The organism is Robertmurraya kyonggiensis (assembly GCF_005116465.1).
In the GTDB taxonomy this organism is placed as follows: Bacteria; Bacillota; Bacilli; order Bacillales; family Cytobacillaceae; genus Robertmurraya; species Robertmurraya kyonggiensis.
On record NZ_SWBM01000001.1, the window covers coordinates 863,891 to 888,589 of the forward strand.

Sequence of the window (24,699 nt, forward strand, 5' to 3'; positions counted from 1 at the left end):
TCTTATCGTAAGGGTGTACTCTTTTTATGTCATTTTCGAAGAATTAAAATATTGTTTAAATTAGAAGGGATTTCCATTATAATGAAAATACCTTTTTGTGCGGAAGGGGTGGAAGTTTGTCCCAATTTTTCGGTCATCAATATGAACTTTATCCATTTCAATTATTTTCAGTTACGCATCTGGTCATGCTCATCTTATTTGTTGCTGGAAGTGTATTATTATATGTATTTCGAAAACCTCTGAAATCATTGGAGAAGCCAATGAAGGTAATCATGTTCAGCGGTTTATTTATATTGGAATTGTTTTATCATATTTGGCTGTATAGTGGAAAGGCATGGGAAATTTCTTTTACATTGCCACTGCAGCTATGTTCGATAAGTCTTCTACTTTGTCTAGGCCTGCTAGCAACAGATTCGAAACTTCTTTTTCAAATTGTCTACTTCCTAGGAATAGCAGGTGCTATCCAAGCTTTACTTACCCCAGATCTTTTTGTAGGATTTCCTCACTTTCGATTCCTTCAATTTTTCATTACCCATATGCTTATTATTTGGGTGGCGTTGTTTTATGCTATTGTAAAAGGATTTCGGATTACAGGAAAAGGGTTATGGTCGGCATTTGCATTTCTCAATCTAGCAGCAGGCGTTGCCTTTTTGGCGAATGTCATAACAGGTGGAAATTATATGTTTTTAGCGCGGAAACCATCAAACCCATCTCTACTTGATTACTTAGGACCTTATCCTTACTACATCCTAGTGTTGGAATGTTTGGCATTGTTATTATTTTGGCTTATATACCTTCCATGGCGAGGAGGACGAAAATGAAACGAATTATGGTGATTGGTGTATCTGCAGGTGTGGGGAAATCAACTTTCGCGAAGAGATTAGGGGAGAAGCTTCAAATTCAAGTCCACCACTTGGATACGTTTTATTGGAAACCAAATTGGATTGAAGCATCGAGAGATGAGTTTGTACAGGCTCAAGAACAAATCGTGGATGCTGATGAATGGATTATTGAAGGAAATTATACAGATACGTTTCAAGTGCGTGTTGATAAGGCGGACATGCTTATTTATTTAGAACTCCCCCTTTATGTCTGTCTTTACCGTGTTCTAAAGAGGCGAATTATGTATCATGGAAAAACAAGAAGTGATATGACGGAAGGGTGTCCGGAAAAAATTGATTGGGCATTTATAAAGTTTATTTTAACAACTTATTATCCACGTAGGAGTAAAATGGCTGAGCGTTTTCGTAGCTATGATAAAAAGGTAATTGTCTTAAAAAATCGTAAAGAGATTAAGGCTTTTTTAGAAGAAGGAGTATTGCAGTGGAGATTAGAAAGTTAACACACCAAGATAAAGTTCCAATGGATTTATTGTTACTTGCGGACCCATCAGAGGAATTAGTTCGCAAATATTTAAATGTTGGGGAAACGTTCATAGCTGAAATAGAAGAAATGGTAGTAGGAGTTTATGTATTTGTTTCTTCAGAAAAAGGTAGCGCTGAACTTATGAATATAGCTGTAAGAGAGGAGTTCCAAAGGAGAGGCCTCGGGAAACAGCTTATTCTTGATGCGATAAAACGAATAAAGCAAGCTGGTTACACAAGAATTGAAATTGGGACAGGCAATTCAAGCATAGGTCAGCTTGCTCTATATCAAAAGTGTGGGTTTAGAATTACTGGAATCGACAGCGATTTCTTTCTTCGCAACTATCCAGAGGTCATCATAGAAAACGGGATTCAATGTGTCGATATGATTCGACTATCTGTAGATTTGTGATTAATTTGGAACTTCTCTAAAGGTTATTTCAACGATACGCTCCGTTTTTTTGTCAAACTCAATATTAATAAGGATTCCAAATTCTTTATTATTCTCTTTTAGCCATAGCTTAAATTTTTCAACGGTTGTATTCGTCCCGTGAACGCGACCGATATGCTTATAATCTTTGATTTTTGCCGCTGGATACTTCTCCTGTGTTTTTTGCATCGCAACTTTTCCCCATTTTGCATATTCTTCCTCTGCAGCATTTGCTACATCTACGATATAGGTATTAATAGCAAAAGGTACAGATAATAGCATAAGAGAAATCAATATCTTTTTCATAACCAAACTCCTTCTTCTTTTTACTTAGATTCTTCCTTTTTCTTTGTCCCTATTCATAAAAAAGAAGGGTTTCATCAACGCTTATCGAAAATTTTAAAGAAATGAATTGAAAAAAGGGGATATAGAATGATAGAAATTACAGAAGTTAATGACGTAACTTGTGTCAAGGGGACAACAAAACAAGGTTCAATGGACGTATATACCTTTCTGGTAGACGGTCAACTTATCGACACGGGTCCCGAATCATTATTACCTGAACTAATCCCTTTTTTTGAATCGAATGATTTTGAAAAAGTGATCGTCACACATCATCATGAGGATCATACTGGTGGAGCGAAATGGATACTAGATCATAAGGATGTGCCAATTTTCATCCATCCATTGGCGGTAGACTTATGTAGCGAAGATGCGAAATATCCATTCTATCGCAAGCTTGTCTGGGGAGAACGAAAGGCTTTCAAAGCAGAGCCGATCACGAATACATTTCAATCGAGAAGCTATAATTGGGAAGCCATTCATGTTCCAGGACATGCTTTTGATCACTTAGCCTTTTTGAATCAAAGTACGGGCGTGCTTTTTTCAGGAGACCTATATGTGACACCAAGACCAAAGCTCATGTTAAGTTTTGAAAGTGCTCCTGACACGATGGAATCAATTAGAAAAGTACTGACTTATGATTTTTCAGAACTATATTGCTGTCATGCAGGCTATGTTCCAAACGGCAAGGAAATGTTGAAAAAGAAGTTGGAGTACATGGAAAATAAAAGTGGAGAGATCATTCACCTTTACAAGCAAGGATTGATGAGTGAGGAGATAAAAGAAAAACTGTTGCCGAGTAGGCATCCGATTATTCAATTTTCCAATCATGAATGGGATACGCTTCATTTTATAACGTCAGTAGTTGAGCATTACCAGAAAACGAAATAAATGAACAAATCGTGACATTATTCTTCTTCCTTGAAAGATACTGTTATTCAAGATACAGTAAAAATAGTAACATTGAAGGAAGTGTCGGTAAAGGATGAAAAGATATTTTACAATCGGGATGGCCGGTCATATTGATCATGGAAAAACGACGTTAACTAAAGCTTTAACGAATGTGGATACAGACCGATTAAAAGAAGAAAAAGAACGGCAAATCTCAATTGAACTCGGGTTTGCTCCATTATATGAGGATGAAGAGCTACAAATATCAGTTGTAGACGTACCTGGGCACGAACGCTTTATTAGGCAGATGATTGCTGGCGTGGCAGGAATTGACTTAGTCGTGCTGGTTGTTGCTGCTGATGAAGGTGTCATGCCTCAAACAAGAGAACACTTAGACATCCTTGGTTTCCTTGGAATCAAAAATGGAATTGTAGCGATTTCTAAAATTGATCGAGTGGAAGAAGAATTTATCGAGCTTGTTCAGGAGGATATTCGTGAGGAACTTAGAGGCACAGTGTTTGAAGATGCTCGACTTGTCGTAGTAGATAGTCTTTCACATAAAGGGATTGAAGAACTGAAAAAATTAATTATACATACATTAAAAGAGCAAGAAACGCGTGATGTGAAAGGGGCGTTCCGACTTCCAATTGACCAAGTGTTTACAGTGAAAGGACAAGGGACCGTTGTAAGAGGAACCGTTTATGAAGGCAGAGTGGAAGAAGGTCAAACCCTAACGATTATGCCGAAAGGACTTGAAGTAAAGGCGAGGCAAATTCAAGTTCATCATAAGCCTGCGAAGGAAGCTTTTGCAGGTCAGCGTGCTGCCATCAATTTGGCAGGCGTTGCAAAGGAAGAGATTGAGCGTGGTGATGTGGTTGTATCTTCGGAACATTTTAATGTAACCAATACGATCGATGTAGCGATTCGCGTTGTTGAGGATTTGGATTATATGGTGAAACAAAGAATGCCGATTAAATGCCATCTTGGAACTGCAGAAGTGATGGGGAGAATTGTGTTTTTTGACCGAAATGAATTAAAGGAAGAAAACGGAGAAATTCTTTGTCAAATTCGCTTAGATGAGGAAATTGTGGCGAAGCGAGGAGACCGTTTTATTTTAAGAAGACCAAGCCCTCAGGAAACAATAGGTGGCGGCTGGGTAATTGATCCAAAAGGGCAAAAGTATCGTTTTGGAGATAAAACAATTGCTGAGTTGGAAAAGAAAAAGGTCGGTACACCAGGAGAACAAATCGTAACAGCATTAATGGAGGCAAAGAGTCTGTCACTAGACGATTTGATTACGCGAACTTCACTCGATAGAGATGTTCTGATAGAAGAACTAAACAGTGAAGACTTCGTACTAATCAATGGGAAAGAGTATACGTTAAGAGCGCTCATCGAAATGAATGAGGAAGATTTATATAATCGTTTGCGTGATTACCATACGGAATTTCCAATGAAGCAAGGATTAAATAAAGGTGAGCTCATTCAAGAACAAGCAAAGCTTTATCCGAAGGTACTACTTGATTTTGTTATAGAAGAAGCGATTAAGAAGGGGATATTCAAAAGAAAAGCACAATATATCGCGATTGGAGAATTTGAACCTCATGTACCGAAAAGTTGGAAGACTCGGACTGAAAATATGCTGGAAAAATTAAAGTCTGACGGGATGAAGGTTCAGTACTTTCAAGATTATTTAACTGCATCAGGTATTCCTGACGCTGTTGTTGTAGATTTGAAGAAATTTTTAGAGGAAGATAGTCAGATTGTCGCGCTCGATTCTCAATATTATTGGCATGGCGATGTTTTTAGGGAGACAGTGGCAAAGCTCCAAGCCGAAACTGGACCTGAATTTGAAGTAGGAGAGGCAAAAGACCTTCTAGGCCTTTCCCGAAAATTCATGATCCCTTTCCTAGAAACACTTGATGCTAAAGGCTATACAAATCGAGTAGAAAATAAGAGAGTTTGGAAATAGAGTAACGGTACTATTCTGGTAACGAAAAAACCGCGGTATTATCCAAAAAACGCGGTTTTTTCGTCATTTATGGAGCTTACTGTGTTTTGAAAAATAAACGTAAGAATCCCGTTTATATTGGTGAAAATCCATATTTTCTTAAAAATTAGGGGAGTTTTTCCGCTTAAAGTGTCTAAATCTATGGATTTGTTCTTATTTCGAGCATATTACCGGAATATCTCCGCTTATACCTGATTCTTAAGCTCCATCCGAATACATTAACCGAAAATTCTCCGTCTATATCAGGACTTTTCATTAAATTAATCTTGTTTCATCTTCATTCGCTATTTTCTAAAAATTTTCATTTAGGTGTTGCAAAGTGAGAATGATTTGAATATAATTTAGTTAAACGTTTACACATCTTGATATATCTGCACATCCTTTTATTTTTTGTTTAAACAGTAAACGTTTACACAGGTGCAGGCATATTATTTTTTTATAACAAGTAAACGTATACACAAAAGTGAATATCCTAAAAGTAAATTTCTGAGTATTAGTTAAGCGTTTTCAGTAACGATTTAAGGTATAATTTGTATAAGTTGAAAAAAGTACTTTAGGATGTGATTTTTTGTCTAACGCAACAATTAAGGATATTGCTAGGGAAACCGGACTTTCTATAGCAACTGTATCAAGGGTTATCAATAATAGTGGCTATGCAAGTCAAGAAGTAAAGGAAAAAGTTTTAAGAGTAGCTAAGCAATTAAACTATCAGCCGAATGCGGTTGCTAGGAGCTTAAAAATTCACCGAACAAATACTATTGGTGTAATCATACCCGATATATCGAACTCATACTTTATGAAGATATGCCGAGGTATTGAAGATACAATTCATGAAAGTGGATACAATCTGATATTTGTTAGCAGTGATGAAAAGGTAAGCAAAGAAAAGGAAATGCTTCAAGTTTTATTTGAAAAGAGAGTAGATGCTATTGTATTGGCAACTACAGAAGAGAATGAGGAGATGATAAAGAAGATAAGTGAAGCAGGTATACCTATTATTCTCATAGACAGAAAGCTGAGAAATTCTGCTATTGAGCTTGATCTTGTGGATGAAGATAATACTTGTGCCGCTTATCAACTTACAAAACATTTAATCGAACAGGGTCACACAAAAATAGGTGTTATCAATGGTTCTATTAAAGTAAGTACAGGTTTTGAGAGATATGAGGGCTTTAAACTTGCCATAGAAGAGCATGGCATAGAGGAGAACCCAGAATATATTTATTACGGTAACTTTACTGAAGAAGATGGTATTAGGGCAGTTAACCATTTTATGAAGTTAGAGGATAAACCAACTGCAATCATATCTTTTAATAACATGATGACATTTGGAGCAATTTTGCAATTGATCAAGAGTGGTTATAAAATCCCGGATGATGTCGTTATAGCATCTTACGGCGAAGTAGAAGCAGCGCAATTCTTAAGATCCTCTGGAATCATAAGTGTTTTCCAATCTCCTTATGAAATGGGAGTTAAAACTGGTCAAATTATACTCGGACGATTACAAAATAACATTAAGGCACCAGTACATGAACAATTTAAACCACAATTGTTCACGGGTAATAAGAATTAATCTTTTGAAAATGTTTGAAATCATTGCTGATTCATTCATTTATTTCAGATTAATGAATGAATCAGTCAGTTCTAGGTGGAAAATAGAGGCGCAGCTATAAGAAAAATCAAAATAGAAGGAAGTAGATGTCAGTGGATATTTTAGTAATTGGCAGTTTTATGATGGATTTAGTAGTACGCACACCTCGAGCACCGGAAAATGGGGAAACAATTATCGGAAATAGCTTTTCAAGATTTCCAGGTGGTAAAGGAGCCAATCAGGCAGTTGCCGCAGCAAGACTGGGTGGGAAGGTTACGATGGTTGGAAAAGTTGGTTCTGACAACTTTGGCGATGAATTTCTTCATACATTAAAAAAAGAGAATATTGATACAAAGCATATTGAACGTGATTTAACACATCCAACAGGGGTAGGTTCCATTACTTTAGAAGAAAATGGGAACAACCGCATTGTTGTAGTTCCTGGTGCAAATAGACAATACTTAGTTAATGATTTAGATAGAATTCAAGATTTGATTAAACAGTCTAGTATTTTAGTAGTTCAATTGGAAATGGATTTTGACATGACAAAGCAGGCTGTCGCATATGCTGCAATGTATGATGTACCTGTCATTCTAAATCCTGCACCAGCACAAAAGCTAGATGATGAATTACTCGAAAAGGTTACTTATTTAACACCAAATGAAACAGAGGCAGAAATCCTAACAGGTATCAAGGTAGATTCAATAGAATCAGCAGAAGCTGCTGCAAAGGTGCTTTTGTCTAAAGGTGTAAAAAATGTGGTCGTTACACTAGCTGATAAAGGGGCACTCATTGTCAACGCTTCTGGAACACAGCATATTCCAGGTTATACTGTAAAACCAATTGATACTGTTGCTGCAGGTGATTCTTTTAATGGAGCGCTGGCTGTTGGGGTAACAATCGGAAAGCCGCTTGATGAAGTCGTTCAATTTGCTAATGCTGTTGGTGCGATCGCGGTAACACGAGAAGGTGCGATTCCATCATTGCCTTATATTAATGAGGTGTTGGAATTTATGAATGACCAACTATCAAATATAAATAGCTGAAAACTGTAGAATGGGTTCATATTCAACAGTTGATGTAAACGTTTTCCTAAATAAGCTCCTAAATCATGTGCCAACACTAACACATAAAGGGGCTTTTTTCTGTCCAAATTTACTTTTAGAAAGGAGATCAATCTGTGCAAGTAGGAATCTTTCATTTTGGCTATCTGTCATTTGGTAGCAAACTTATCATCCATAAATTAGTTAAAAACTGTATAAAAAGCGAAATGAAGGTCGCAAACGTTCTTTTTGACCAAGATTCGAAACAATATGGTGTAACAGAGTTTACTAAAGATGCGTTAGAAGATTGGGAACATATTCGCATTGGTGTACTGCCTAATTCTTTGAATGAAGACATTCACATGACTTTGCAACAGTTTGATTCCATCATAATTTTAGGTGGTAGCAGACAACAAGTAAGTTATTTGGAGAAATATGCCAAGGGACGTGTTCTGTCAGTTCCGATTTCAATCTTAAATGATTTTGAAGGATCCCAGTACACACTTGGCTATGACACAGCTTTAAACGTCGTTGTAAATAATATTCTTAAAATCATCGATACGATTGATTCCTTAAAGTATGGGAAATTAAGAGTGTTCTGCGCCCAAATTCCAGGAACCACTGCGAATGTCTTATTAGAGGATGTAGCGACGGCGATAGATGGAAATTCAATCTATCAACCTGATGAGAAGTTTTGGGATGAACTTGCAAATCGATTAGATGAAAAATATAAAGCTGGTACAACTTATTCCATTTTGGTCATAAATGAAGCACAAGACCCAGAACAGGTTCAGGAAAAGCTAGCGCAAAAACTCGATATCGATTTCAAATGGAACCATTTTGATGAATCACAATGCTTAGGTCCTTATCCGACAGCTGTGGATAGAGTGTTAGCAATGAAGCTAGCTCAATGTGTAGTTCGTTGGATGGACGAAGTTAGACAATCGGCTTACTTGGTTGTAAAAGAACATCAAGTTGAGTTTGAAAATATTTAATAAAAAAGGAGAAACTGTTATGAATCCAACTGAAACAAAAACCGCTATTGAACAATTATCCATTAATACCATTCGAACACTATCCATTGATGCTATTGAAAAGGCGAATTCAGGTCATCCAGGCATGCCAATGGGAGCGGCGCCAATGGCTTACACGCTTTGGAGTCAATTTATGAAACATAATCCAGCAAACCCAAAATGGGCAAACCGTGACCGTTTTGTATTATCCGCAGGACATGGTTCGATGCTGTTATACAGCTTATTGCATCTTTTCGGATACGATGTAACGATGGAAGATTTGAAAAACTTCCGTCAATGGGAAAGTAGAACGCCAGGGCATCCAGAGTTTGGACATACGCCAGGTGTTGAAGCAACTACAGGTCCACTTGGTCAAGGTGTAGCTATGGCTGTGGGTATGGCAATGGCTGAGCGTCATTTAGCAGCTACTTATAATCGTGACGACTACAATGTTGTGAATCATTTCACTTACAGTATTTGTGGGGATGGAGACTTAATGGAGGGTGTGTCTGCTGAAGCGGCATCACTTGCAGGACACTTAAATTTAGGTAGATTAATTGTGTTATACGATTCAAATGACATTTCATTAGATGGAGAATTAAATCTATCATTCTCTGAAAGTGTAGAAAACCGTTATAAGGCATATGGCTGGGAAGTCATTCGTGTAGAGAATGGCAATGATGTTGTAGAGCTAGCCCGCGCTTTAGAACAAGCGAAACAAAACCTTGAGCAGCCAACATTGATTGAGGTGAAAACTACAATTGGCTTCGGTTCTCCAAATAAGAGCGGGAAATCGGCATCACACGGAGCTCCACTTGGTAAAAGTGAAGCAGAGCAAACGAAAGCAAATTATGGTTGGAACTATGAAGAGGAATTTTATGTACCTGAAGAAGTTGCCACACATTTTAGCGAGTTAAAAGCAGAAGGTGCAAAACATGAACAAGAGTGGAATACACTTTTTGCTGAATATAAAAAGTCATATCCAGATTTAGCCGAGCAATTTGAAAAGGCATTGAACGGGCAATTACCAAGTGGTTGGAATAAGGATATTCCAGTATACGCGGGTGATGGTAAAATAGCTACTCGTTCAGCATCTGGGGAAGTAGTCAATTCCATTGTCAATAATCTTCCTACGGTCTTTGGAGGTTCTGCTGACCTTGCTTCCTCAAATAAGACTTATATGAAAAATCAAGGAGATTTCTCTGCAAGTAATTATTCTGGTAAAAATATTTGGTTTGGTGTCCGTGAATTTGCGATGGGTGCGGCAATGAATGGGATTGCGCTTCACGGTGGACTACAAGTATTCGGAGCAACCTTCTTTGTATTCTCAGATTATGTACGTCCGGCTATTCGTTTAGCAGCTCTTATGAAGCTTCCTGTAACGTACGTCTTTACACATGATAGTATTGCGGTTGGTGAAGATGGACCGACACATGAGCCGATTGAACAATTAGCTGCGCTTCGAACTATGCCGAATCTATCTGTGATTCGTCCTGCAGATGCTAATGAAACAGCAGTTGCATGGCGACTAGCAATTGAAAGCAAAGATGAGCCAACAGCACTTGTTTTAACACGTCAAGATGTACCTATCATCCACAAGGATTCGGAAACGATCTACGATGGTGTGAAAAAAGGTGCATATGTCGTCTCTGAAGCTAGCAATAACGCAGAAGGGTTGATTCTCGCATCTGGTTCTGAAGTTTCCCTAGCTATTGAAGCGCAAAAAGAACTAGAGAAAGAAAATATCTTTGTAAATGTCGTATCTATGCCGAGCTGGAATCTATTTGAAAAACAATCGAAAGCATACAAGGAAGCTGTTCTTCCACTTTCTCTTACAAAGAGATTAGCGGTTGAAATGGGATCTTCAACTGGCTGGCATAAGTACATTGGTCTAGAAGGGGATATCATTGCGATTGACCAATTTGGAGCTTCTGCACCAGGAGACCAACTTATGAAGGAATATGGATTCACGGTAGAAAATGTCGTTTCGAAAATGAAGAGTATATTAAATAAATAATTCGTTAATAAAAGCACTATTCCCTGAACTTGAGGATTAGTGCTTTTTTATAATAGAAAATTAACTTAAAGTTTAATAATAAAAGTATTCAAAATATTTGATAGATATAATAAAATAAGGATAGAAATAGTAAACGTTTTCATTAATTGAAAGAGAGGAACTGAAGATGAAGCATTTATACTTGCAGGAGGAGCATGAAATTTTTCGAAAAGCATTAAGGAAGTTCCTTGAAAAAGAAGCATACCCTTTTTATGAGCAGTGGGAGGAGGAACGGATTATTCCTAGAGCATTCTGGGAAAAGATGGGAGCACAAGGCTATTTATGTCCAGATGTGGATGAGAAATACGGTGGTAGTGGAGTTGATTGGGGGTTCTCTGTGGTAATAAATGAGGAGCTTGAACGGGTTGGTTCCGGACTTGTTGGAATTGGTCTTCACAGTGACATAGTAATTCCGTATATTACTGCGTTTGGGACAGAGGAGCAAAAGACGCGCTGGCTTCCGAAATGTGTTACTGGAGAAACGATTACTGCCATTGCAATGACTGAACCAGGTGCAGGATCCGACCTTGCAAACATTCAGACGACAGCCATTTTAGATGGAGATCATTATGTACTAAATGGTCAGAAAACCTTTATTACCAATGGTATTCATGCGGACTTAGTCATTGTTGCTTGTAAAACAGATCCAAAAGCAACACCGAAACATAAAGGTGTTAGCCTTCTTGTTGTCGAGAGGGATACGGTCGGCTTTTCTCGTGGGCGGAAATTAAATAAGGTTGGCCTTCATAGTCAGGATACTGCTGAGCTCATTTTTGAAGATGCAAAGGTTCCTAAGGAAAATTTACTCGGAGAAGAGGGCAAAGGATTCCAGTATTTAATGGAAAAGCTTCAGCAAGAACGATTACTTGTCGCCATCGCTGCTCAAGCAGCGGCTGAAAAAATGTTTGAAATGACGATGAGTTATGTGAAGAGTAGGCAAGCATTTGGGGTACCGATTAGCAAATTCCAAAACACGCAATTTAAGATGGCTGAAATGGCAACGGAAATCGAGATGGGACGGGCATTTCTTGACCAGTTGATTGCTGAACATATGAATAAACAAGAAGTCGTAAATAAGGTTTCGATGGCTAAGTGGAAGCTCACTGAGACTGCTAGAAAAATAGCAACAGAGTGCATGCAGCTTCATGGTGGATATGGTTATATGGAAGAGTATGAGATTGCAAGACGCTATCGGGATATACCAGTGGCGAGTATTTACGCGGGAACGAATGAAATCATGAAGACGATTATCGCAAAAAATCTCGGATTTTAGTTGGGATAAGCAGCTAGTCAGTCAGAGGAATTTCTAATTTGGGGAGGAAATGAAATGACGACGCTTGGGAAAATTTTCGATTTAACTGTTGCAAAGCATCCGAACAAAGAGGCTCTTTATGATGTGCGAAAAAATCTTCGCTACACGTATAAGGAGTGGAGTATTGAAGTTGAGAAGCTAGCCAACGCTCTTTTACAAGAAGGTGTGCAAAAAGGAGACCGGGTGTCCACATATTTGTTTAATACAGAAGAGCTCGCAACGACCTTTTTTGCTTGTGCCAAAATCGGAGCGGTCTTTAATCCAATTAACTTTCGTTTGATGTCAGAAGAGATCGCGTTTATTTTGGCGGATGCGGAGCCAAAGGTCGTACTCTTTGAAAATCTTCTGTCCTCAGCGATTGAGCCTCTTCATAATCGCTTTGAGGGAACGGCTTTCTGGTGTATCGATGACAAGACTCCAGCCTTTGCTGCTAGCTATAAAGAAAAGGTAGCAGCAGCACCCAATGCTGAAATTAATGCTGAGATTGACGAAAATGATACGTATGCCATTATATACACAAGCGGGACAACAGGTGGGCCGAAAGGGGTCATCCACCGTCATCGAGATATGGCTGAGCAAAGCTTAATTGTCGTTGCGGCAACAAAGGTTGAACCAGAAGAAGTGGGGCTAGTCATGGCACCCATGTTCCACTGCGCAGAATTGCATTGTGCCTTTTTACCAAGGGTTCATGTTGGAGCTAAAAGTGTTATTCTGCATCATTTTGATCCAAAAGAAGTGCTACGCTTAATCGAGCAAGAGAAAATCACGAAATTCTTTGGTGCACCGACGATGTGGAATATGATTTTACAAGAGGACTTAAGTGCCTATAATATTGAAAGCTTGAAGTATGGTCTCTATGGGGCAGCTCCGATGGCACCAGCATTAGTGTTTGCCTGCCAAAATAAACTCGGTGTATCACTTGTGCAAGCCTATGGGATGACCGAAATGGGTCCAGCAATCACGTTTCTTTCTGAACACGATCAAATTCGTAAAGCTGGATCAGCTGGGCAAGCTTGCTTGAATCATGAAATTCGAATCGTTCGTCCGAATGAAAATGGACCTTCTGAGCCAGATGATATCGTGGCGACAGGAGAAACTGGGGAAATTATTGTAAAGGGGCCTTGTATGATGAGTGGTTATTTCAATCGTGAAGAAGCTACAGCACAAGCGATGTATAAAGGCTGGTACCATTCTGGTGATATAGGGTATCTGGACGAAGAAGGGTATTTATGGGTGAAGGACAGAGTGGATGATATGCTTATTTCCGGTGGTGAGAATATTTATCCAAGGGAAGTGGAAGATGTCCTATATGGACATGAAGGTGTATTGGATGTGGCAGTTATCGGTCAGCCGGATGATAATTGGGGTGAAATAGTTACTGCTTTTGTTGTGAAAAAGGATGAGTCATTGACTGCTGAAGAGCTCGATGAATTTTGTAAGAACAGCGATGAACTAGCGAATTATAAACGGCCAAGAAATTATATTTTTTGTGATGTCCTTCCAAGAAACGCAAGCGGGAAACTACAAAAATTCATACTCCGTCAGCAACTCGAAGACACGCTTGCATAATTGATGACATATAAAAGGCCTAAACGAATTACCGTTTAGGCCTTGATTTTATAATTTAAATGAACTCTTTAATGATACGATTAGGTTAAACACTGGTTTTTCAGGTGTTGAGTATTTCGGATCAACATTGAAGTAACCATGACGGAAGAACTGGAATTTCTCCTGTGGATTAACAGTCATGTTTGGCTCAACAAAACCTTGAACAATCTCTAAAGAATTCGGATTGACGTTATCAAGGAATGTCTTTTCTACACCGTCTTCTGATTCTTCTTCGTTCTCTAAAATAAGAGGTTCATATAAACGGAACTCAGCAGGTACAGCATGCTTCGCATCGACCCAATGAAGTGTACCTTTTACTTTTCTGCCAGTAAAACCGGTACCACTCTTAGTCTCAGGGTCATACGTACAATGAATCTCCACTACTTTTCCGTTCTCGTCCTTAATAACGTCCTCACACTTAATGAAATAAGCGTGCTTTAAACGAACTTCATTACCAGGGAACAAGCGGAAGTATTTCTTCGGAGGGTCCTCCATGAAGTCATCCTGCTCAATATAGATCTCACGAGAGAATGGAATTTGACGAACACCCATCTCTTCATTCTCAGGATTGTTTTCAGCATCAAGCATTTCCACTTGGTCTTCAGGATAGTTTGTGATAACAACTTTTAAAGGACGTAAGATTCCCATCGTACGAGGGGCTTTTAGCTTTAAGTCTTCACGAACAAAATGTTCTAGCATAGCTGAATCAACAACACCAGAGCCCTTTGATACTCCCGTTGCTTTTACGAATTCACGAATTGCTTCAGGAGTAAATCCTCTACGACGTAGTCCAGAAATTGTTGGCATACGTGGGTCATCCCAGCCATCAACGAACTTTTCATCCACAAGTTGCTTTAATTTTCACTTACTTGTGACGGCATTCTCTACATTCAAACGACCAAATTCAATTTGGCGAGGCTTGCTTGTAGTTTCGCAATGTTCGATAACCCATTCGTAAAATGGACGTTGATCCTCAAATTCTACCGTACACAGTGAATGTGTGACATCCTCAATTGCATCCTCTAATGGGTGAGCAAAAGCATACATTGGATAGATGCACCATTTGTCCCCAGTATTGTGATGCGTTGCATGTGAAATTCGGTAAATAACAGGGTCGCGTAAGTTAATGTTAGGGGAGGACATATCGATTTTTGCACGAAGAACTTTCTCTCCGTTCGCAAATTCCCCATTACGCATACGCTCAAATAAGTCGAGATTCTCTTCAATAGAACGGTTACGATATGGACTTTCTTTACCTGGCTCTGTCAAAGTTCCGCGGTATTCACGAATTTGATCGGCTGTAAGATCGTCTACATAGGCTTTTCCCTTTTTTATTAATAGAACTGCCTTCTCAAACATAACTTCGAAATAATCAGAGGCGAAACGAAGTTCGTCCCAATCATAGCCAAGCCACTTAACGTCTTCCTTAATCGCGTCAACATATTCTTGATCTTCTTTTAAAGGGTTTGTATCATCAAACCGTAAATTTGTTAATCCGTTAAAGTCATCAGCTAAACCAAAGTTGATTACAATTGATTTGGCGTGACCGATATGTAAATAACCATTTGGTTCTGGAGGGAATCGAGTAACGATTTTATCGTGCTTTCCAGCTTCTAAATCCTCCTTCATAATACTTCTAATGAAATTTGAAGAGTTTTCCAATCTTTATCAGCCTTTCCACTTATCTATAGTTATTGTCCTATTATACAATAGGATAAGGAATTTTCACAATCACTGATAAGTAGCCTAGACAATGGACTTATCAACATTCTCACTCTGGTGTAAGATACAAACTTTTTCGAAAACAGAAACGTATAATGAAATGGAAACAACATTTATATGTTTTGGAGACTAAATTGAACAAAGAACCAGCGAATCTGTGGTATGATGTTGTTGATATTTCTGTAGTTTTAGCTTTTATTTTTATGTGATGAAGGAGTATACGTATGAAATATAGATCGGCTTTTGATATTATTGGTCCGGTAATGATTGGACCGTCTAGTTCTCATACAGCTGGAGCAGCTAGAATCGGCCGCGTAGCAAGAACATTGTTTGGACATCAGCCAAAAAAGGCGATTGTTCATTTATATGGATCTTTCGCAGAAACCTACAAAGGACATGGCACGGATTTAGCCATTGCTGGGGGACTGCTTGATTTTGATACATTTGATGAACGAATTCCCCAATCATTACAATTAGCAAAAGAAGCTAATATGGAAGTGGAATTTGTTATTGAGAGCACAGTAACAGAGCATCCAAATACAGTTCGTCTGCAGTTATTAGATGAAGATAAGGAGCTTGAGGTCGTAGGAGTTTCGATTGGTGGAGGAACCATTGAAATTACCGAGCTTAACTCATTTAAATTGAAGCTATCTGGTGAGAATGCAGCAATCTTAGTTGTTCACAATGATCAATTTGGCGTTGTTTCAGCTGTAACGACCGTAATGGCCCAAAATGAAATTAATATTAGCCATATGGAAGTTTCTCGTAAAGAAAAAGGAAAAATGGCGATGATGGTCATCGAAGTCGATCAAAAATTAGACGATTCTGTTTTAAAGGAAATCGAAGGACTTCCGAATGTGACGCAAATTATCAAGATGGTGGAATAAGGGTTGAAGGGATTGAAGATAGATGGTATTTCGTAGTGTAGCTGAGCTTGTTGAGCTTGCTGAAAGCAAACAAGTGAAGATTGCAGAAGTCATGATCCAACAGGAGATTGAAGTAACAGGCTTAACGCGAGAAGAAATCATTGCTAAAATGGATCGCAATTTAACGGTCATGGAGCAAGCGGTGGAACGAGGCTTAAAAGGCGTGGTTTCTGTATCTGGTTTAACAGGTGGAGATGCGGTTCTTTTGCAAAATTATATTAAAAGCGGAAAATCCCTCGCGGGAAATTTACTGCTTGATGCCGTAAGTAAAGCTATGGCAACAAATGAAGTAAATGCAGCAATGGGAACAATTTGTGCAACTCCTACGGCGGGTTCTGCTGGAGTGGTACCAGGTACCTTATTTGCGGTAAAAGAGAAGCTGAATCCAACGCGTATGGAAATGATTGAGTTCTTATTTACATCTGCAGCATTTGGTTTTGTTGTTGCAAATAATGCTTCCATTTCAGGAGCTGCCGGTGGTTGTCAGGCAGAGGTCGGTTCTGCAAGTGGAATGGCTGCTGCGTCAATCGTTGAGTTGGCAGGCGGTACGCCAAGTCAATGTGCAGAAGCGATGGCAATCACGTTGAAAAATATGTTAGGTCTAGTATGTGACCCAGTTGCTGGGCTTGTTGAGGTCCCTTGCGTAAAGAGAAACGCTATGGGTGCATCTAATGCGATTACAGCTGCAGATATGGCGCTTGCTGGAATTAAGAGTCGTATTCCATGTGATGAAGTGATTCATTCGATGTATTTAATCGGACAAACAATGCCAACAGCACTGCGTGAAACGGCAAAGGGTGGCTTAGCGGCAACTCCAACTGGGAAAAGATTAGAGGCTGAGATTTTCGGTCGTCAAAAACAAGGACAAAATGAGTAGACATGAAGCTTGGGAGGAGAGTCTCCCGAGCTTTTTTCTATTGGCTCTGTTATTGTTCATTGTTGATTTTATGATTTTCGACAGGTGTACCTACTTAATCAGGAAAATTCCGTTTATTAAATAGAGAAATAGGTGAATCTCTTGATTTAGACGGAATTTTTCCTCCTATTTTTCTATGAAATACAAACAACGCCAACATTTAACAGAGCTTTCCTAATAAATAGGTTGTCGACGAGGTTAGTCATGTTACACTGGTGTTAACAGAAGATTCTGGAGGTAGTATTTGATGGATACCAAACTGAACTATGCCATCCAATTACGTGACGATGGAAAAAATGAAGAATGGAATCAGGTTATGGTTGAACTGGTGAAGGAGTTTCCACGTGATCCCCAAATTCAGTACCTATGTGCATGGAGCTATGATCGATTAGGAAAAGAGACTGAAGCAGTCCCTCACTATGAGACTGCCATTGCCTTTGGGCTAACGGGAGATGATCTTGAGGGGGCATATTTAGGGCTCGGGAGCACTTATCGTACTTTGGGAAAATACGAGCAGTCGAAAGAGGTAATAGAGAAAGGGATGGAAGTTTTTCCTCATAACCATGCATTAAAAGCTTTTTATGCGATGACTTTGTATAATCTAAGTGCACACGAGAAAGCAATAGAATTGTTATTAAGAAGTTTAGTAGAAACAACAAATAATGTAGATATTCTACGTTATAAAAAGGCCATCCTGTTTTATTCGGATAAACTAGATGAAACCTGGGTATAGAAACAATTGATCAAAGGAGAAACAACATGACAGGCTACAATGGTGAAAGACATCTACAGCAAAAGTACAACACAAACAAGAGAGCAGAAGCATTTTATGCCAATCAAATGATTGATTTCCTCAATGATGTAATGAAGGACTTCATGGCAAACCAAAAAATGGTCTTCATTTCCACTGCGGATAGCAAAGGGGAATGTGATTCTTCATTTCGCGCTGGGGATGCAGGGTTTGTAAGATTTATAGACAGGAAGACACTGTGTTATCCCGAATATCGCGGGAATGGAGTTATGGCTAGCTTAGGGAATATCAGTGAAAATCCCCATATCGGTGTGCTATTTATTGATTTTGAAAAAGGAATCGGCTTACACGTAAACGGGAATGCGACGATTGTTGAAAACAACGAATTAAAGAAATGGATGTCAGAAGAACGCGCTACTGAAATAATGGAATTAGAGGGGAATAGACCAGAACGCTGGGTATTTATAGACGTGGAGGAAGCGTATATTCATTGTTCTAAGCATATTCCGAAGTTACAGCAGGTAGATAAAGAGATTCACTGGGGTACTGATGATGAAGTGCTTAAGGGCGGCGACTATTTTAAAGTGAAGGCTATGAAATCTAAATCTGAGTAAAAGTTTTAAAGGGGAATACAAATTGACGGATATCATTTCAACAGAAGCAGAATTACGGGAGCTTTTGGGTCATCCTAGTGAATTGGTTAAACGAAAGGTCATCTCAACATTGGACGAACATTGCCAGGAATTTATCTCGAAATCACCATTTCTAGTTATTGCATCATCAGATGAATTCGGTCATTGTGATGTTTCACCGAGAGGCGATGAACCTGGATTTATTTTTATTGAAAATGAGCACCGTTTAGTCATTCCTGAAAGGCCTGGAAATAAAAGAATGGACACACTACGGAATATCCTAAAAAATCCAAGGGTTGGACTTATTTTCTTGATCCCGGGACTTGGTGAAACCTTAAGGGTAAATGGAAAAGCTTTTATCACAAAGAATGAGAAAGTTCTTGAAAAAATGGCGGCTAGAGGGAAAACGCCAGTCGTTGGAATATGTGTTGATGTCGAGGAATGTTTCATACATTGTGCAAAAGCCTTTAAACGCTCGAAGCTATGGGAACCACAAATGTGGTTGGAAAAAGAGGAATTACCAACAGCGTCCAACATTCTTTTTGCTCATACGAACTTCTCATCAGTTGAAGACATTGAAGCGAGCTTAAAGGAAAGCTACACAAAGAGGCTTTAATTCAGAATCTGCAAAACTCGAATTTTCGAAGGACTAGAACTATATTGACTTATGTATGGCGTTTGCAGCTAAATGTTCAACCTCTTTTTTTACATAAATATCATATTGCATTTTATCAAGGTTGCGGTTAATGCGACTATCAAACCCTCGAAACGGGGTTTCAACTTTGAATTTGACTCCCTGGCTCTTTAGACGAGAAAGGATTTGGAAATATTCTTCGGCACCAAAGGCTGTATGAATTAACACCCAGTTTCTTTTGAAATAAATACGAAATAATTCCCTTACTATCAATATGGAAACAATAATGAGGATATAAGGTAGCATGAGAGTACTCCTTTCAGTTTTTAGTAATGTAAAAAAACCGACACTTATATATACGATATATAATCGGAAAATACCTGTTTTAATTTGGCGTAGATCCCATTCGCTCATATATTTAATTGCAAATGGAAAAATAAAGAAGATTGGACACAGAAGAAAGGTGCTATTTTATGATCAATATCATCGGGATTACAAAAGAAGATAAGATTGAAAAAAATCTTTCCATTCAAAACGTAAATTTTTCAAATTATAAATGGTTTTGGGTTGATTTTAATCAGCCCACCGAAGAAGAAATCACTCATTTGGATAAGACCTTTCATTTTCATCCCCTTGCAATTGAAGATTGTATTCATCGTCTGCAAAGACCGAAATTGGATTATTATGAGGACCACACGTTTTTTGTCACACATATTGTACGTGAAGATGAAAGGAAATTGGTCAAGGAAGAGTTGAATTTTTTCGTAGGAGAAAATTATATTGTTACTTTTCATTTGCTTCCTGCGCTTGAAGTCCATCATGTTTGGGAAAAGTTAAGTACTCAAACAAAGGGAGGCAAATGGGATCCAAGCTATGTCTTTCATCAACTCTTGGATAATGTCGTAGATAATTACTTCCCGGTTATTTATAAAATTGAAGACCAGTTGGATAACATTGAAGATAATCCAGGAAACGAATCGATGAATAAGCTAATGGATGAACTATTCTCGATTCGTCATTTATTATTGCAGTTTGGACATACCGTTAATCCAATGCGAGATTTGCTTTATCGTATGTTAAGTTCCCGCCATTTGAAGGGGATTACAAAAAGAAGTGCGTATTTTTCTGATATTTATGATCATCTATTGAAGCTCTCCGATATGGTCTCGTCCAATCGAGATGTGACAGCTGATATAAGAGACAACTATTTATCGCTTAACGCTTATCAAACGAATAATGTGATGAAGGTGTTAACGATTATGACGTCTATCTTTGCTCCACTTACGTTTATCGCTGGTATCTATGGGATGAACTTTGAATATATGCCTGAGTTAGGATGGAAGTACGGTTATGTATTTGCGACTGGTTTGATGGCGATAATCGGTGTCTCGATGTTCCTTTGGATTAAAAGCAAGGGCTGGTTTCGATAAGTAGCTCAAAAGTATAACTTTTCAAAATGCTCTCATTTTTCTATGGAAGTTTTTGGTGAAAAAGCGTATTTTAGTACTATACGAAAATTACAAAGAGGGGCTGTGAAGAAATGGGATTGGGTTATGTAAATGGAAAGTTTGTAAGCTTAGATGAGCTTGTGATTCCAATAGAAGAAAGAGGACATCAGTTTGGTGATGGGGTATACGAAGTCATTCATTGCTATAATGGAAAGCCCTTTATGCTCGATGAGCACATTGAAAGATTGATTCGAAGTTGCGAGGCTATTAAATTACCAATCACACAAACATTTACAGATTTTCAAGAACTGATTCTAACAGGGGTTGAAAATGCTCAGTTGGATTTTGGAAAAGTGTATCTTCAAATTACACGCGGAATCGCACCGAGGAATCATCCATTTCCAAATGTGCCTGTGTCGATTACGATGACACTAACGGAATCGGCGCCAACACCTGTAGAGATGCGAGAACAAGGTGTCTCTGCCATCACGCATGAGGATGAAAGATGGGCAAAATGCTACATAAAGTCTCTTAACCTATTACCAAATATATTGGCAAAGCAAGTAGCTCAAGACCAGGGTTCCTTTGAAGCGATTCTAGTGAGGGATGGCTCAATTACTGAAGGAACAAGCTCCAACGTGTATATCGTGAAAAATGGTGACATTATCACCACACCTCTAAGCAATCATATCCTAGCAGGAATCACGAGAATTGCCGTGAAACAAGCAGCTAAAGAGTTAGATATCCCATTTGTTGAAAAAAATTATTCGCCTGATGAACTTTTACAGGCAGACGAAGTATTTATGTCTAATACGTCGATTGAAATTCTCCCGATCGTAACTGTTGACGGGCAAAAGATTGGCAATGGAGTTCCTGGAGAAATTACTAACAAGCTGTATTCGCAATACCAAGTATATAAGCAAAATCAATCGTAGTATTGGAGTGAGCCTGTGAATATTATTGATATGCACTGTGACGCCTTATTAAAGCTATGGCAGTCGAAGGGAACGGCATCATTTGTGGATGCGCCAGAACTGGATGTAAATATGTTGAAATTGAAAAAGGGGAAGGTAAAAGTACAGGCTTTCGCAGTCTGGGTCGATCCTTCCATCAACACATTACATCAATTTGATGTCGCTCTTGAGCAAGTGAGACTTTTTCATGAAGAAATTTTACAGAAAAATGATGAGATCAAACATATGAAGGATTGGTCTGAACTCGATTCGTTAAAAGAAGATGAGATTGGAGCGATTCTTACCCTAGAAGGAGTTGGCCCCATTGGCAACGACATTTCCAAGCTTCAAATATTATATGAATTAGGAGTACGGTTGGTCGGATTGACATGGAATAGTGCCAATCTTGCTGCTGATGGTGCATTAGAGCCAAGAGGTGCAGGCTTAACGACTTTTGGAAAAGAAATCGTCCGTTTCAATAACGACAGGCAAATCATTACGGACGTGTCTCATTTGAGTGAGCGAGCGTTTTGGGATGTGATGGAGCTAGCTAGCTATCCAATGGCTAGCCATTCTAACACAAAACATCATTGTGATCATCCGCGTAATCTTTCCGATTCACAGGCACGAGCTATGTTTGAACGTGGCGGTTTGGTTCACGTTGTCTACCATCCACCATTTGTGAAAAAGGATGGGAATGCAACAATCCAAGATCTTATTAAACATATTGAACATCTGTGTGCTCTAGGTGGGGTCAAACAAATTGGCCTTGGTTCTGACTTTGATGGGATTGATGAAAAAATTTCTGGCCTTAATCATGCAGGGGAAACGCAAAACTTGATCAATGAGTTGCTTAAGCACTTTAGTGAGGAAGAAGTTCGTGGGTTTGCTTTTGAGAACTTCTTACGTCATCGTCCGAAAAATTAAAGAAAGTGGCGTGCAGACTGTTACCAGTGTGCACGCCATCTTTTTACAAAACCATTTCTGATAAAACGTAGTGATGTAAAAGCTTCGCTGTATTCGCAATAGAAGATTCATGTGTACGTTCAAAGGCATGTGAAGAATCGATTCCAGGTCCGATTAGTCCGTGAACGATATCATGTCCAGAGCGAATAGCAGCTGATGCATCAGAACCGTAAAACGGATAAATATCGAGCTTGTACTCGATTCCGTTTTCTTCTGCTAGCTGCACAAGATGCTTTCTTAGTCCGTAGTGATAAGGGCCACTCGCGTCCTTTACGCAAATGGATACTGTGTATTCGTCAGTTGATTGACCATCACCCATGGCGCCCATATCGACTGCCAAATATTCGACTGTTTCAGGAGTTATATTGGAATTACCACCATAGCCGATTTCTTCATTGTTGGAAATTAAGAAATGGGTAGTGTAAGGTAAAACGATGTTTTCTGTCTTCAGTTGCTTAATCAATTGAAGTAGAATGGCAACACTTGCTTTGTCATCAAGATGTCTTGATTTAATAAAACCGCTTGGAGTGATTTCTACGCGTGGTGCAAACGAGACAAAATCGCCAACTTCGATTCCGAGCGCGCGAGCATCCTCTGCGTTTTTAACAACCTCATCTACACGAACTTCCATATTATCCTGGTTCCGTTCAGCTTTACCGGCATCCTTGTAGACGTGGACAGACGTTTGGTGCATTAAAATGGTTCCAGTGTATTTCTTGCCTGAACTTGTTTCAATCTGGCAATATTCACCCTCGATAGAGTTGAATTTGAAACCACCAATAAGATCTAGTTTGAGACGTCCACTAGGCTTAATTTCTTTGACAATTGCACCTAACGTATCGACGTGGGCAGTAAGCATTCGATGCTTTGTCATCTCAGTGCCAGGTAATGTTGCGATTAGTCCGCCCTTACGATTACGGTATGTGTCCACCTGTAATTCTTTTAAAAATTTCTCAACATATGTAATCACTTCGTTTGTGTTTCCTGTTGGGCTTGGAATCGATACAAGCTCTTTTAATATATCCATTGTTTGCTTTGTATTTGGGTATGTCATGGGTTGGCTCCTTTCAAATCTGTATGTACTACTTTATAATATCATTTAAGTAGGGCAAATTTTAAGAAAAATTGATTATAGTACGTTTATGGAGGTATTAAAAGTGGGAGAATGCAAAATTGACCATTCTATCGAAGATGTGAAATCTAAATATGAGTCTCAAGTAGCCTATTTACCAGAAGATGTGAAGGCTTCGTTTTCTGATTTTTTCAAGGCGGAACATACGCAAGAAATTCTGAATGATGTGTTTCATTTATTAAAAAAATATGACTTAGTGGATGAAGAGGAAAGAGAAACACGAAATAAGCGCCTTACCCTAGTCTTGAAAAATTTATAGGTATAAAAAAAGGAAGAAACCATGCTCTTCCTTTTTAATTTGTCCTTAACATTTTAAAAAAATTTGCCGAATACTCTTTATTACGGGGAAGATCATCGAAAAAGAGGAGAGGGTATAGTTGGCAAAGTTATACAGCATGATTATCGATGCACCGATTAATTGGGTTTGGGATTTCTTACAGGATTTCAGCCATTGGGCGCCAATTGTGCCTGGCTATGTAAGTCATGAAGTGATAAGTAATGAAAAATCAAATTGGGTATATATGACCTATTTAGGAATTATAAAGAAAAAGTTTGAATTTGAATTGGAAATTCTGAGTGTGACTCCACCAAGAAGTATGACCTTTCAAGTCAATGGATTAAATGAAGGTTTTACGGGTCATGGAAGTATAGAAGTGAAAAAATTAAAAAGCGATCGAACCTTTATCAATGCGACGATTGATCTTCAGCCGACAGGGAATCTTGCAAGAATAATCAAGCCGCTTATTAAATCAAATCCTCCTAAAATTACACAAGAGTTTAAAGAAGCCGTAACAGCTAGAATTTATGAATATAAACAAGGTTAAATGAAAAAACCATCTTGCATTTCTAGCCTCATGGTGCTAGAATGAAAGATGGTCTGAAAGTTTTAAAATAGTTAAATATAAATATCCTATAATAACATTAACACAAATAAATCATTAAGTCAAGTGAATAGGAT

General features: G+C 38.6%; 24 protein-coding genes and 1 pseudogene. 21 read left to right on the forward strand and 4 right to left on the reverse strand.

All coding sequences use genetic code 11. The features are described from left to right. The first annotated feature begins 116 nt into the window (after positions 1-116). Genes FA727_RS04300 through FA727_RS04310 form a run of 3 tightly spaced genes read left to right on the forward strand, consistent with a single transcriptional unit; the run spans position 117 to position 1,776 of the window. Entirely contained in the window at positions 117-821 is a 705-nt protein-coding gene (locus FA727_RS04300) for a YwaF family protein (protein ID WP_136829478.1), read from the forward strand. Then, the gene (locus tag FA727_RS04305; RefSeq protein ID WP_136829479.1) at positions 818-1,342 is read left to right on the forward strand and encodes a DNA topology modulation protein; all 525 of its coding nucleotides are present in this window, start codon (positions 818-820) and stop codon (positions 1,340-1,342) included. The genes FA727_RS04300 and FA727_RS04305 overlap by 4 nt, the downstream gene beginning before the upstream one ends. After that, the gene (locus FA727_RS04310) at positions 1,324-1,776 is read left to right on the forward strand and encodes a GNAT family N-acetyltransferase (RefSeq protein ID WP_136829480.1); all 453 of its coding nucleotides are present in this window, start codon (positions 1,324-1,326) and stop codon (positions 1,774-1,776) included. The genes FA727_RS04305 and FA727_RS04310 overlap by 19 nt, the downstream gene beginning before the upstream one ends. Here the strand turns inward: FA727_RS04310 and FA727_RS04315 are convergent, their stop codons facing one another. Then, on the reverse strand, positions 1,777-2,100 hold the full coding sequence (locus tag FA727_RS04315; protein ID WP_136829481.1) for a DUF3889 domain-containing protein: 324 nt from the start codon (positions 2,098-2,100) through the stop codon (positions 1,777-1,779). It abuts the gene before it with no gap. Between the two features lie 126 nt (positions 2,101-2,226). Between FA727_RS04315 and FA727_RS04320 the strand changes: the two genes are divergently transcribed. The 8 genes from FA727_RS04320 (at position 2,227) to FA727_RS04355 (ending at position 13,622) form a co-directional block, all read left to right on the forward strand. Then, the gene (locus FA727_RS04320; protein WP_136829482.1) at positions 2,227-3,027 is read left to right on the forward strand and encodes an MBL fold metallo-hydrolase; all 801 of its coding nucleotides are present in this window, start codon (positions 2,227-2,229) and stop codon (positions 3,025-3,027) included. Between the two features lie 94 nt (positions 3,028-3,121). Beyond that, the gene (gene selB / locus FA727_RS04325; RefSeq protein ID WP_136829483.1) at positions 3,122-4,999 is read left to right on the forward strand and encodes a selenocysteine-specific translation elongation factor; all 1,878 of its coding nucleotides are present in this window, start codon (positions 3,122-3,124) and stop codon (positions 4,997-4,999) included. 607 nt (positions 5,000-5,606) lie between these two features. Then, positions 5,607-6,611 carry a LacI family DNA-binding transcriptional regulator gene (locus FA727_RS04330; RefSeq protein ID WP_136829484.1) on the forward strand — a complete coding sequence of 335 codons (1,005 nt, stop codon included), beginning with the start codon at positions 5,607-5,609 and terminating at the stop codon, positions 6,609-6,611. Positions 6,612-6,736: 125 nt separating this feature from the next. After that, complete coding sequence (gene rbsK / locus FA727_RS04335) at positions 6,737-7,675, forward strand: ribokinase (RefSeq protein WP_136829485.1); 939 nt, start codon at positions 6,737-6,739, stop codon at positions 7,673-7,675. A 134-nt stretch (positions 7,676-7,809) separates the two neighbouring features. Next, a complete protein-coding gene (locus tag FA727_RS04340) occupies positions 7,810-8,667 on the forward strand; it encodes a 6-phosphofructokinase (protein WP_136829486.1) in 858 nt (285 codons plus the stop codon). 19 nt (positions 8,668-8,686) lie between these two features. Further along, positions 8,687-10,702 carry a transketolase gene (gene tkt / locus FA727_RS04345; RefSeq protein WP_136829487.1) on the forward strand — a complete coding sequence of 672 codons (2,016 nt, stop codon included), beginning with the start codon at positions 8,687-8,689 and terminating at the stop codon, positions 10,700-10,702. Between the two features lie 166 nt (positions 10,703-10,868). Next, complete coding sequence (locus tag FA727_RS04350; RefSeq protein ID WP_136829488.1) at positions 10,869-12,014, forward strand: acyl-CoA dehydrogenase family protein; 1,146 nt, start codon at positions 10,869-10,871, stop codon at positions 12,012-12,014. Positions 12,015-12,068: 54 nt separating this feature from the next. Further along, positions 12,069-13,622, forward strand: coding sequence for a fatty acid--CoA ligase (locus FA727_RS04355; protein ID WP_136829489.1), 1,554 nt, complete (start codon positions 12,069-12,071; stop codon positions 13,620-13,622). A gap of 48 nt (positions 13,623-13,670) precedes the next feature. On the opposite strand, the pseudogene FA727_RS04360 reads toward FA727_RS04355, so the two are convergent. Continuing rightward, positions 13,671-15,323 (reverse strand): annotated as a pseudogene (locus tag FA727_RS04360) (glutamine--tRNA ligase/YqeY domain fusion protein). A 284-nt stretch (positions 15,324-15,607) separates the two neighbouring features. Between FA727_RS04360 and sdaAB the strand changes: the two are divergent. The 5 genes from sdaAB (at position 15,608) to FA727_RS04385 (ending at position 19,224) form a co-directional block, all read left to right on the forward strand. Then, positions 15,608-16,270, forward strand: coding sequence for an L-serine ammonia-lyase, iron-sulfur-dependent subunit beta (gene sdaAB, locus FA727_RS04365; protein WP_136829490.1), 663 nt, complete (start codon positions 15,608-15,610; stop codon positions 16,268-16,270). A 22-nt stretch (positions 16,271-16,292) separates the two neighbouring features. Beyond that, positions 16,293-17,186: an L-serine ammonia-lyase, iron-sulfur-dependent, subunit alpha gene (sdaAA, locus tag FA727_RS04370; RefSeq protein ID WP_136829491.1), complete on the forward strand. Its 894-nt coding sequence runs from the start codon at positions 16,293-16,295 to the stop codon at positions 17,184-17,186. 286 nt (positions 17,187-17,472) lie between these two features. Further along, positions 17,473-17,958 (forward strand): tetratricopeptide repeat protein, encoded by a 486-nt coding sequence (locus FA727_RS04375; RefSeq protein WP_136829492.1) that lies wholly within the window; start codon positions 17,473-17,475, stop codon positions 17,956-17,958. A gap of 26 nt (positions 17,959-17,984) precedes the next feature. Then, positions 17,985-18,590: a pyridoxamine 5'-phosphate oxidase family protein gene (locus FA727_RS04380; protein WP_136829493.1), complete on the forward strand. Its 606-nt coding sequence runs from the start codon at positions 17,985-17,987 to the stop codon at positions 18,588-18,590. Then, positions 18,583-19,224: a pyridoxamine 5'-phosphate oxidase family protein gene (locus FA727_RS04385; protein WP_136829494.1), complete on the forward strand. Its 642-nt coding sequence runs from the start codon at positions 18,583-18,585 to the stop codon at positions 19,222-19,224. The genes FA727_RS04380 and FA727_RS04385 overlap by 8 nt, the downstream gene beginning before the upstream one ends. Before the next feature lie 39 nt (positions 19,225-19,263). Here FA727_RS04385 and FA727_RS04390 read toward each other — a convergent pair whose 3' ends face one another. Beyond that, the gene (locus FA727_RS04390; RefSeq protein ID WP_136829495.1) at positions 19,264-19,548 is read right to left on the reverse strand and encodes a hypothetical protein; all 285 of its coding nucleotides are present in this window, start codon (positions 19,546-19,548) and stop codon (positions 19,264-19,266) included. A gap of 167 nt (positions 19,549-19,715) precedes the next feature. Between FA727_RS04390 and corA the strand changes: the two genes are divergently transcribed. The 3 genes from corA (at position 19,716) to FA727_RS04405 (ending at position 22,570) form a co-directional block, all read left to right on the forward strand. Then, complete coding sequence (gene corA / locus FA727_RS04395; protein WP_136829496.1) at positions 19,716-20,672, forward strand: magnesium/cobalt transporter CorA; 957 nt, start codon at positions 19,716-19,718, stop codon at positions 20,670-20,672. A 110-nt stretch (positions 20,673-20,782) separates the two neighbouring features. After that, positions 20,783-21,625 (forward strand): D-amino-acid transaminase, encoded by an 843-nt coding sequence (dat, locus tag FA727_RS04400; protein ID WP_136829497.1) that lies wholly within the window; start codon positions 20,783-20,785, stop codon positions 21,623-21,625. Positions 21,626-21,640: 15 nt separating this feature from the next. After that, positions 21,641-22,570: a dipeptidase gene (locus FA727_RS04405; RefSeq protein WP_136829498.1), complete on the forward strand. Its 930-nt coding sequence runs from the start codon at positions 21,641-21,643 to the stop codon at positions 22,568-22,570. A gap of 43 nt (positions 22,571-22,613) precedes the next feature. Here the strand turns inward: FA727_RS04405 and FA727_RS04410 are convergent, their stop codons facing one another. Continuing rightward, positions 22,614-23,663, reverse strand: coding sequence for a M42 family metallopeptidase (locus tag FA727_RS04410; protein ID WP_136829499.1), 1,050 nt, complete (start codon positions 23,661-23,663; stop codon positions 22,614-22,616). A gap of 88 nt (positions 23,664-23,751) precedes the next feature. Between FA727_RS04410 and FA727_RS04415 the strand changes: the two genes are divergently transcribed. Then, positions 23,752-24,000, forward strand: a complete 249-nt coding sequence (locus FA727_RS04415) for a hypothetical protein (RefSeq protein ID WP_438646602.1) — start codon at positions 23,752-23,754, stop codon at positions 23,998-24,000. Positions 24,001-24,118: 118 nt separating this feature from the next. Beyond that, positions 24,119-24,565, forward strand: a complete 447-nt coding sequence (locus FA727_RS04420; RefSeq protein ID WP_136829501.1) for an SRPBCC family protein — start codon at positions 24,119-24,121, stop codon at positions 24,563-24,565. The last annotated feature ends 134 nt before the right edge of the window (positions 24,566-24,699 follow it).

Coding starts and splice junctions, on each gene's coding strand:
- FA727_RS04305 (WP_136829479.1), top strand. CDS start 818: ATGAAACGAATTATGGTGATTGGTGTATCTGCAGGTGTGGGGAAATCA.
- FA727_RS04315 (WP_136829481.1), bottom strand. CDS start 2,100: ATGAAAAAGATATTGATTTCTCTTATGCTATTATCTGTACCTTTTGCT.
- FA727_RS04320 (WP_136829482.1), top strand. CDS start 2,227: ATGATAGAAATTACAGAAGTTAATGACGTAACTTGTGTCAAGGGGACA.
- selB (WP_136829483.1), top strand. CDS start 3,122: ATGAAAAGATATTTTACAATCGGGATGGCCGGTCATATTGATCATGGA.
- rbsK (WP_136829485.1), top strand. CDS start 6,737: ATGTCAGTGGATATTTTAGTAATTGGCAGTTTTATGATGGATTTAGTA.
- tkt (WP_136829487.1), top strand. CDS start 8,687: ATGAATCCAACTGAAACAAAAACCGCTATTGAACAATTATCCATTAAT.
- FA727_RS04350 (WP_136829488.1), top strand. CDS start 10,869: ATGAAGCATTTATACTTGCAGGAGGAGCATGAAATTTTTCGAAAAGCA.
- FA727_RS04355 (WP_136829489.1), top strand. CDS start 12,069: ATGACGACGCTTGGGAAAATTTTCGATTTAACTGTTGCAAAGCATCCG.
- sdaAB (WP_136829490.1), top strand. CDS start 15,608: ATGAAATATAGATCGGCTTTTGATATTATTGGTCCGGTAATGATTGGA.
- sdaAA (WP_136829491.1), top strand. CDS start 16,293: ATGGTATTTCGTAGTGTAGCTGAGCTTGTTGAGCTTGCTGAAAGCAAA.
- FA727_RS04375 (WP_136829492.1), top strand. CDS start 17,473: ATGGATACCAAACTGAACTATGCCATCCAATTACGTGACGATGGAAAA.
- FA727_RS04380 (WP_136829493.1), top strand. CDS start 17,985: ATGACAGGCTACAATGGTGAAAGACATCTACAGCAAAAGTACAACACA.
- FA727_RS04390 (WP_136829495.1), bottom strand. CDS start 19,548: ATGCTACCTTATATCCTCATTATTGTTTCCATATTGATAGTAAGGGAA.
- corA (WP_136829496.1), top strand. CDS start 19,716: ATGATCAATATCATCGGGATTACAAAAGAAGATAAGATTGAAAAAAAT.
- dat (WP_136829497.1), top strand. CDS start 20,783: ATGGGATTGGGTTATGTAAATGGAAAGTTTGTAAGCTTAGATGAGCTT.
- FA727_RS04410 (WP_136829499.1), bottom strand. CDS start 23,663: ATGACATACCCAAATACAAAGCAAACAATGGATATATTAAAAGAGCTT.
- FA727_RS04415 (WP_438646602.1), top strand. CDS start 23,752: ATGGAGGTATTAAAAGTGGGAGAATGCAAAATTGACCATTCTATCGAA.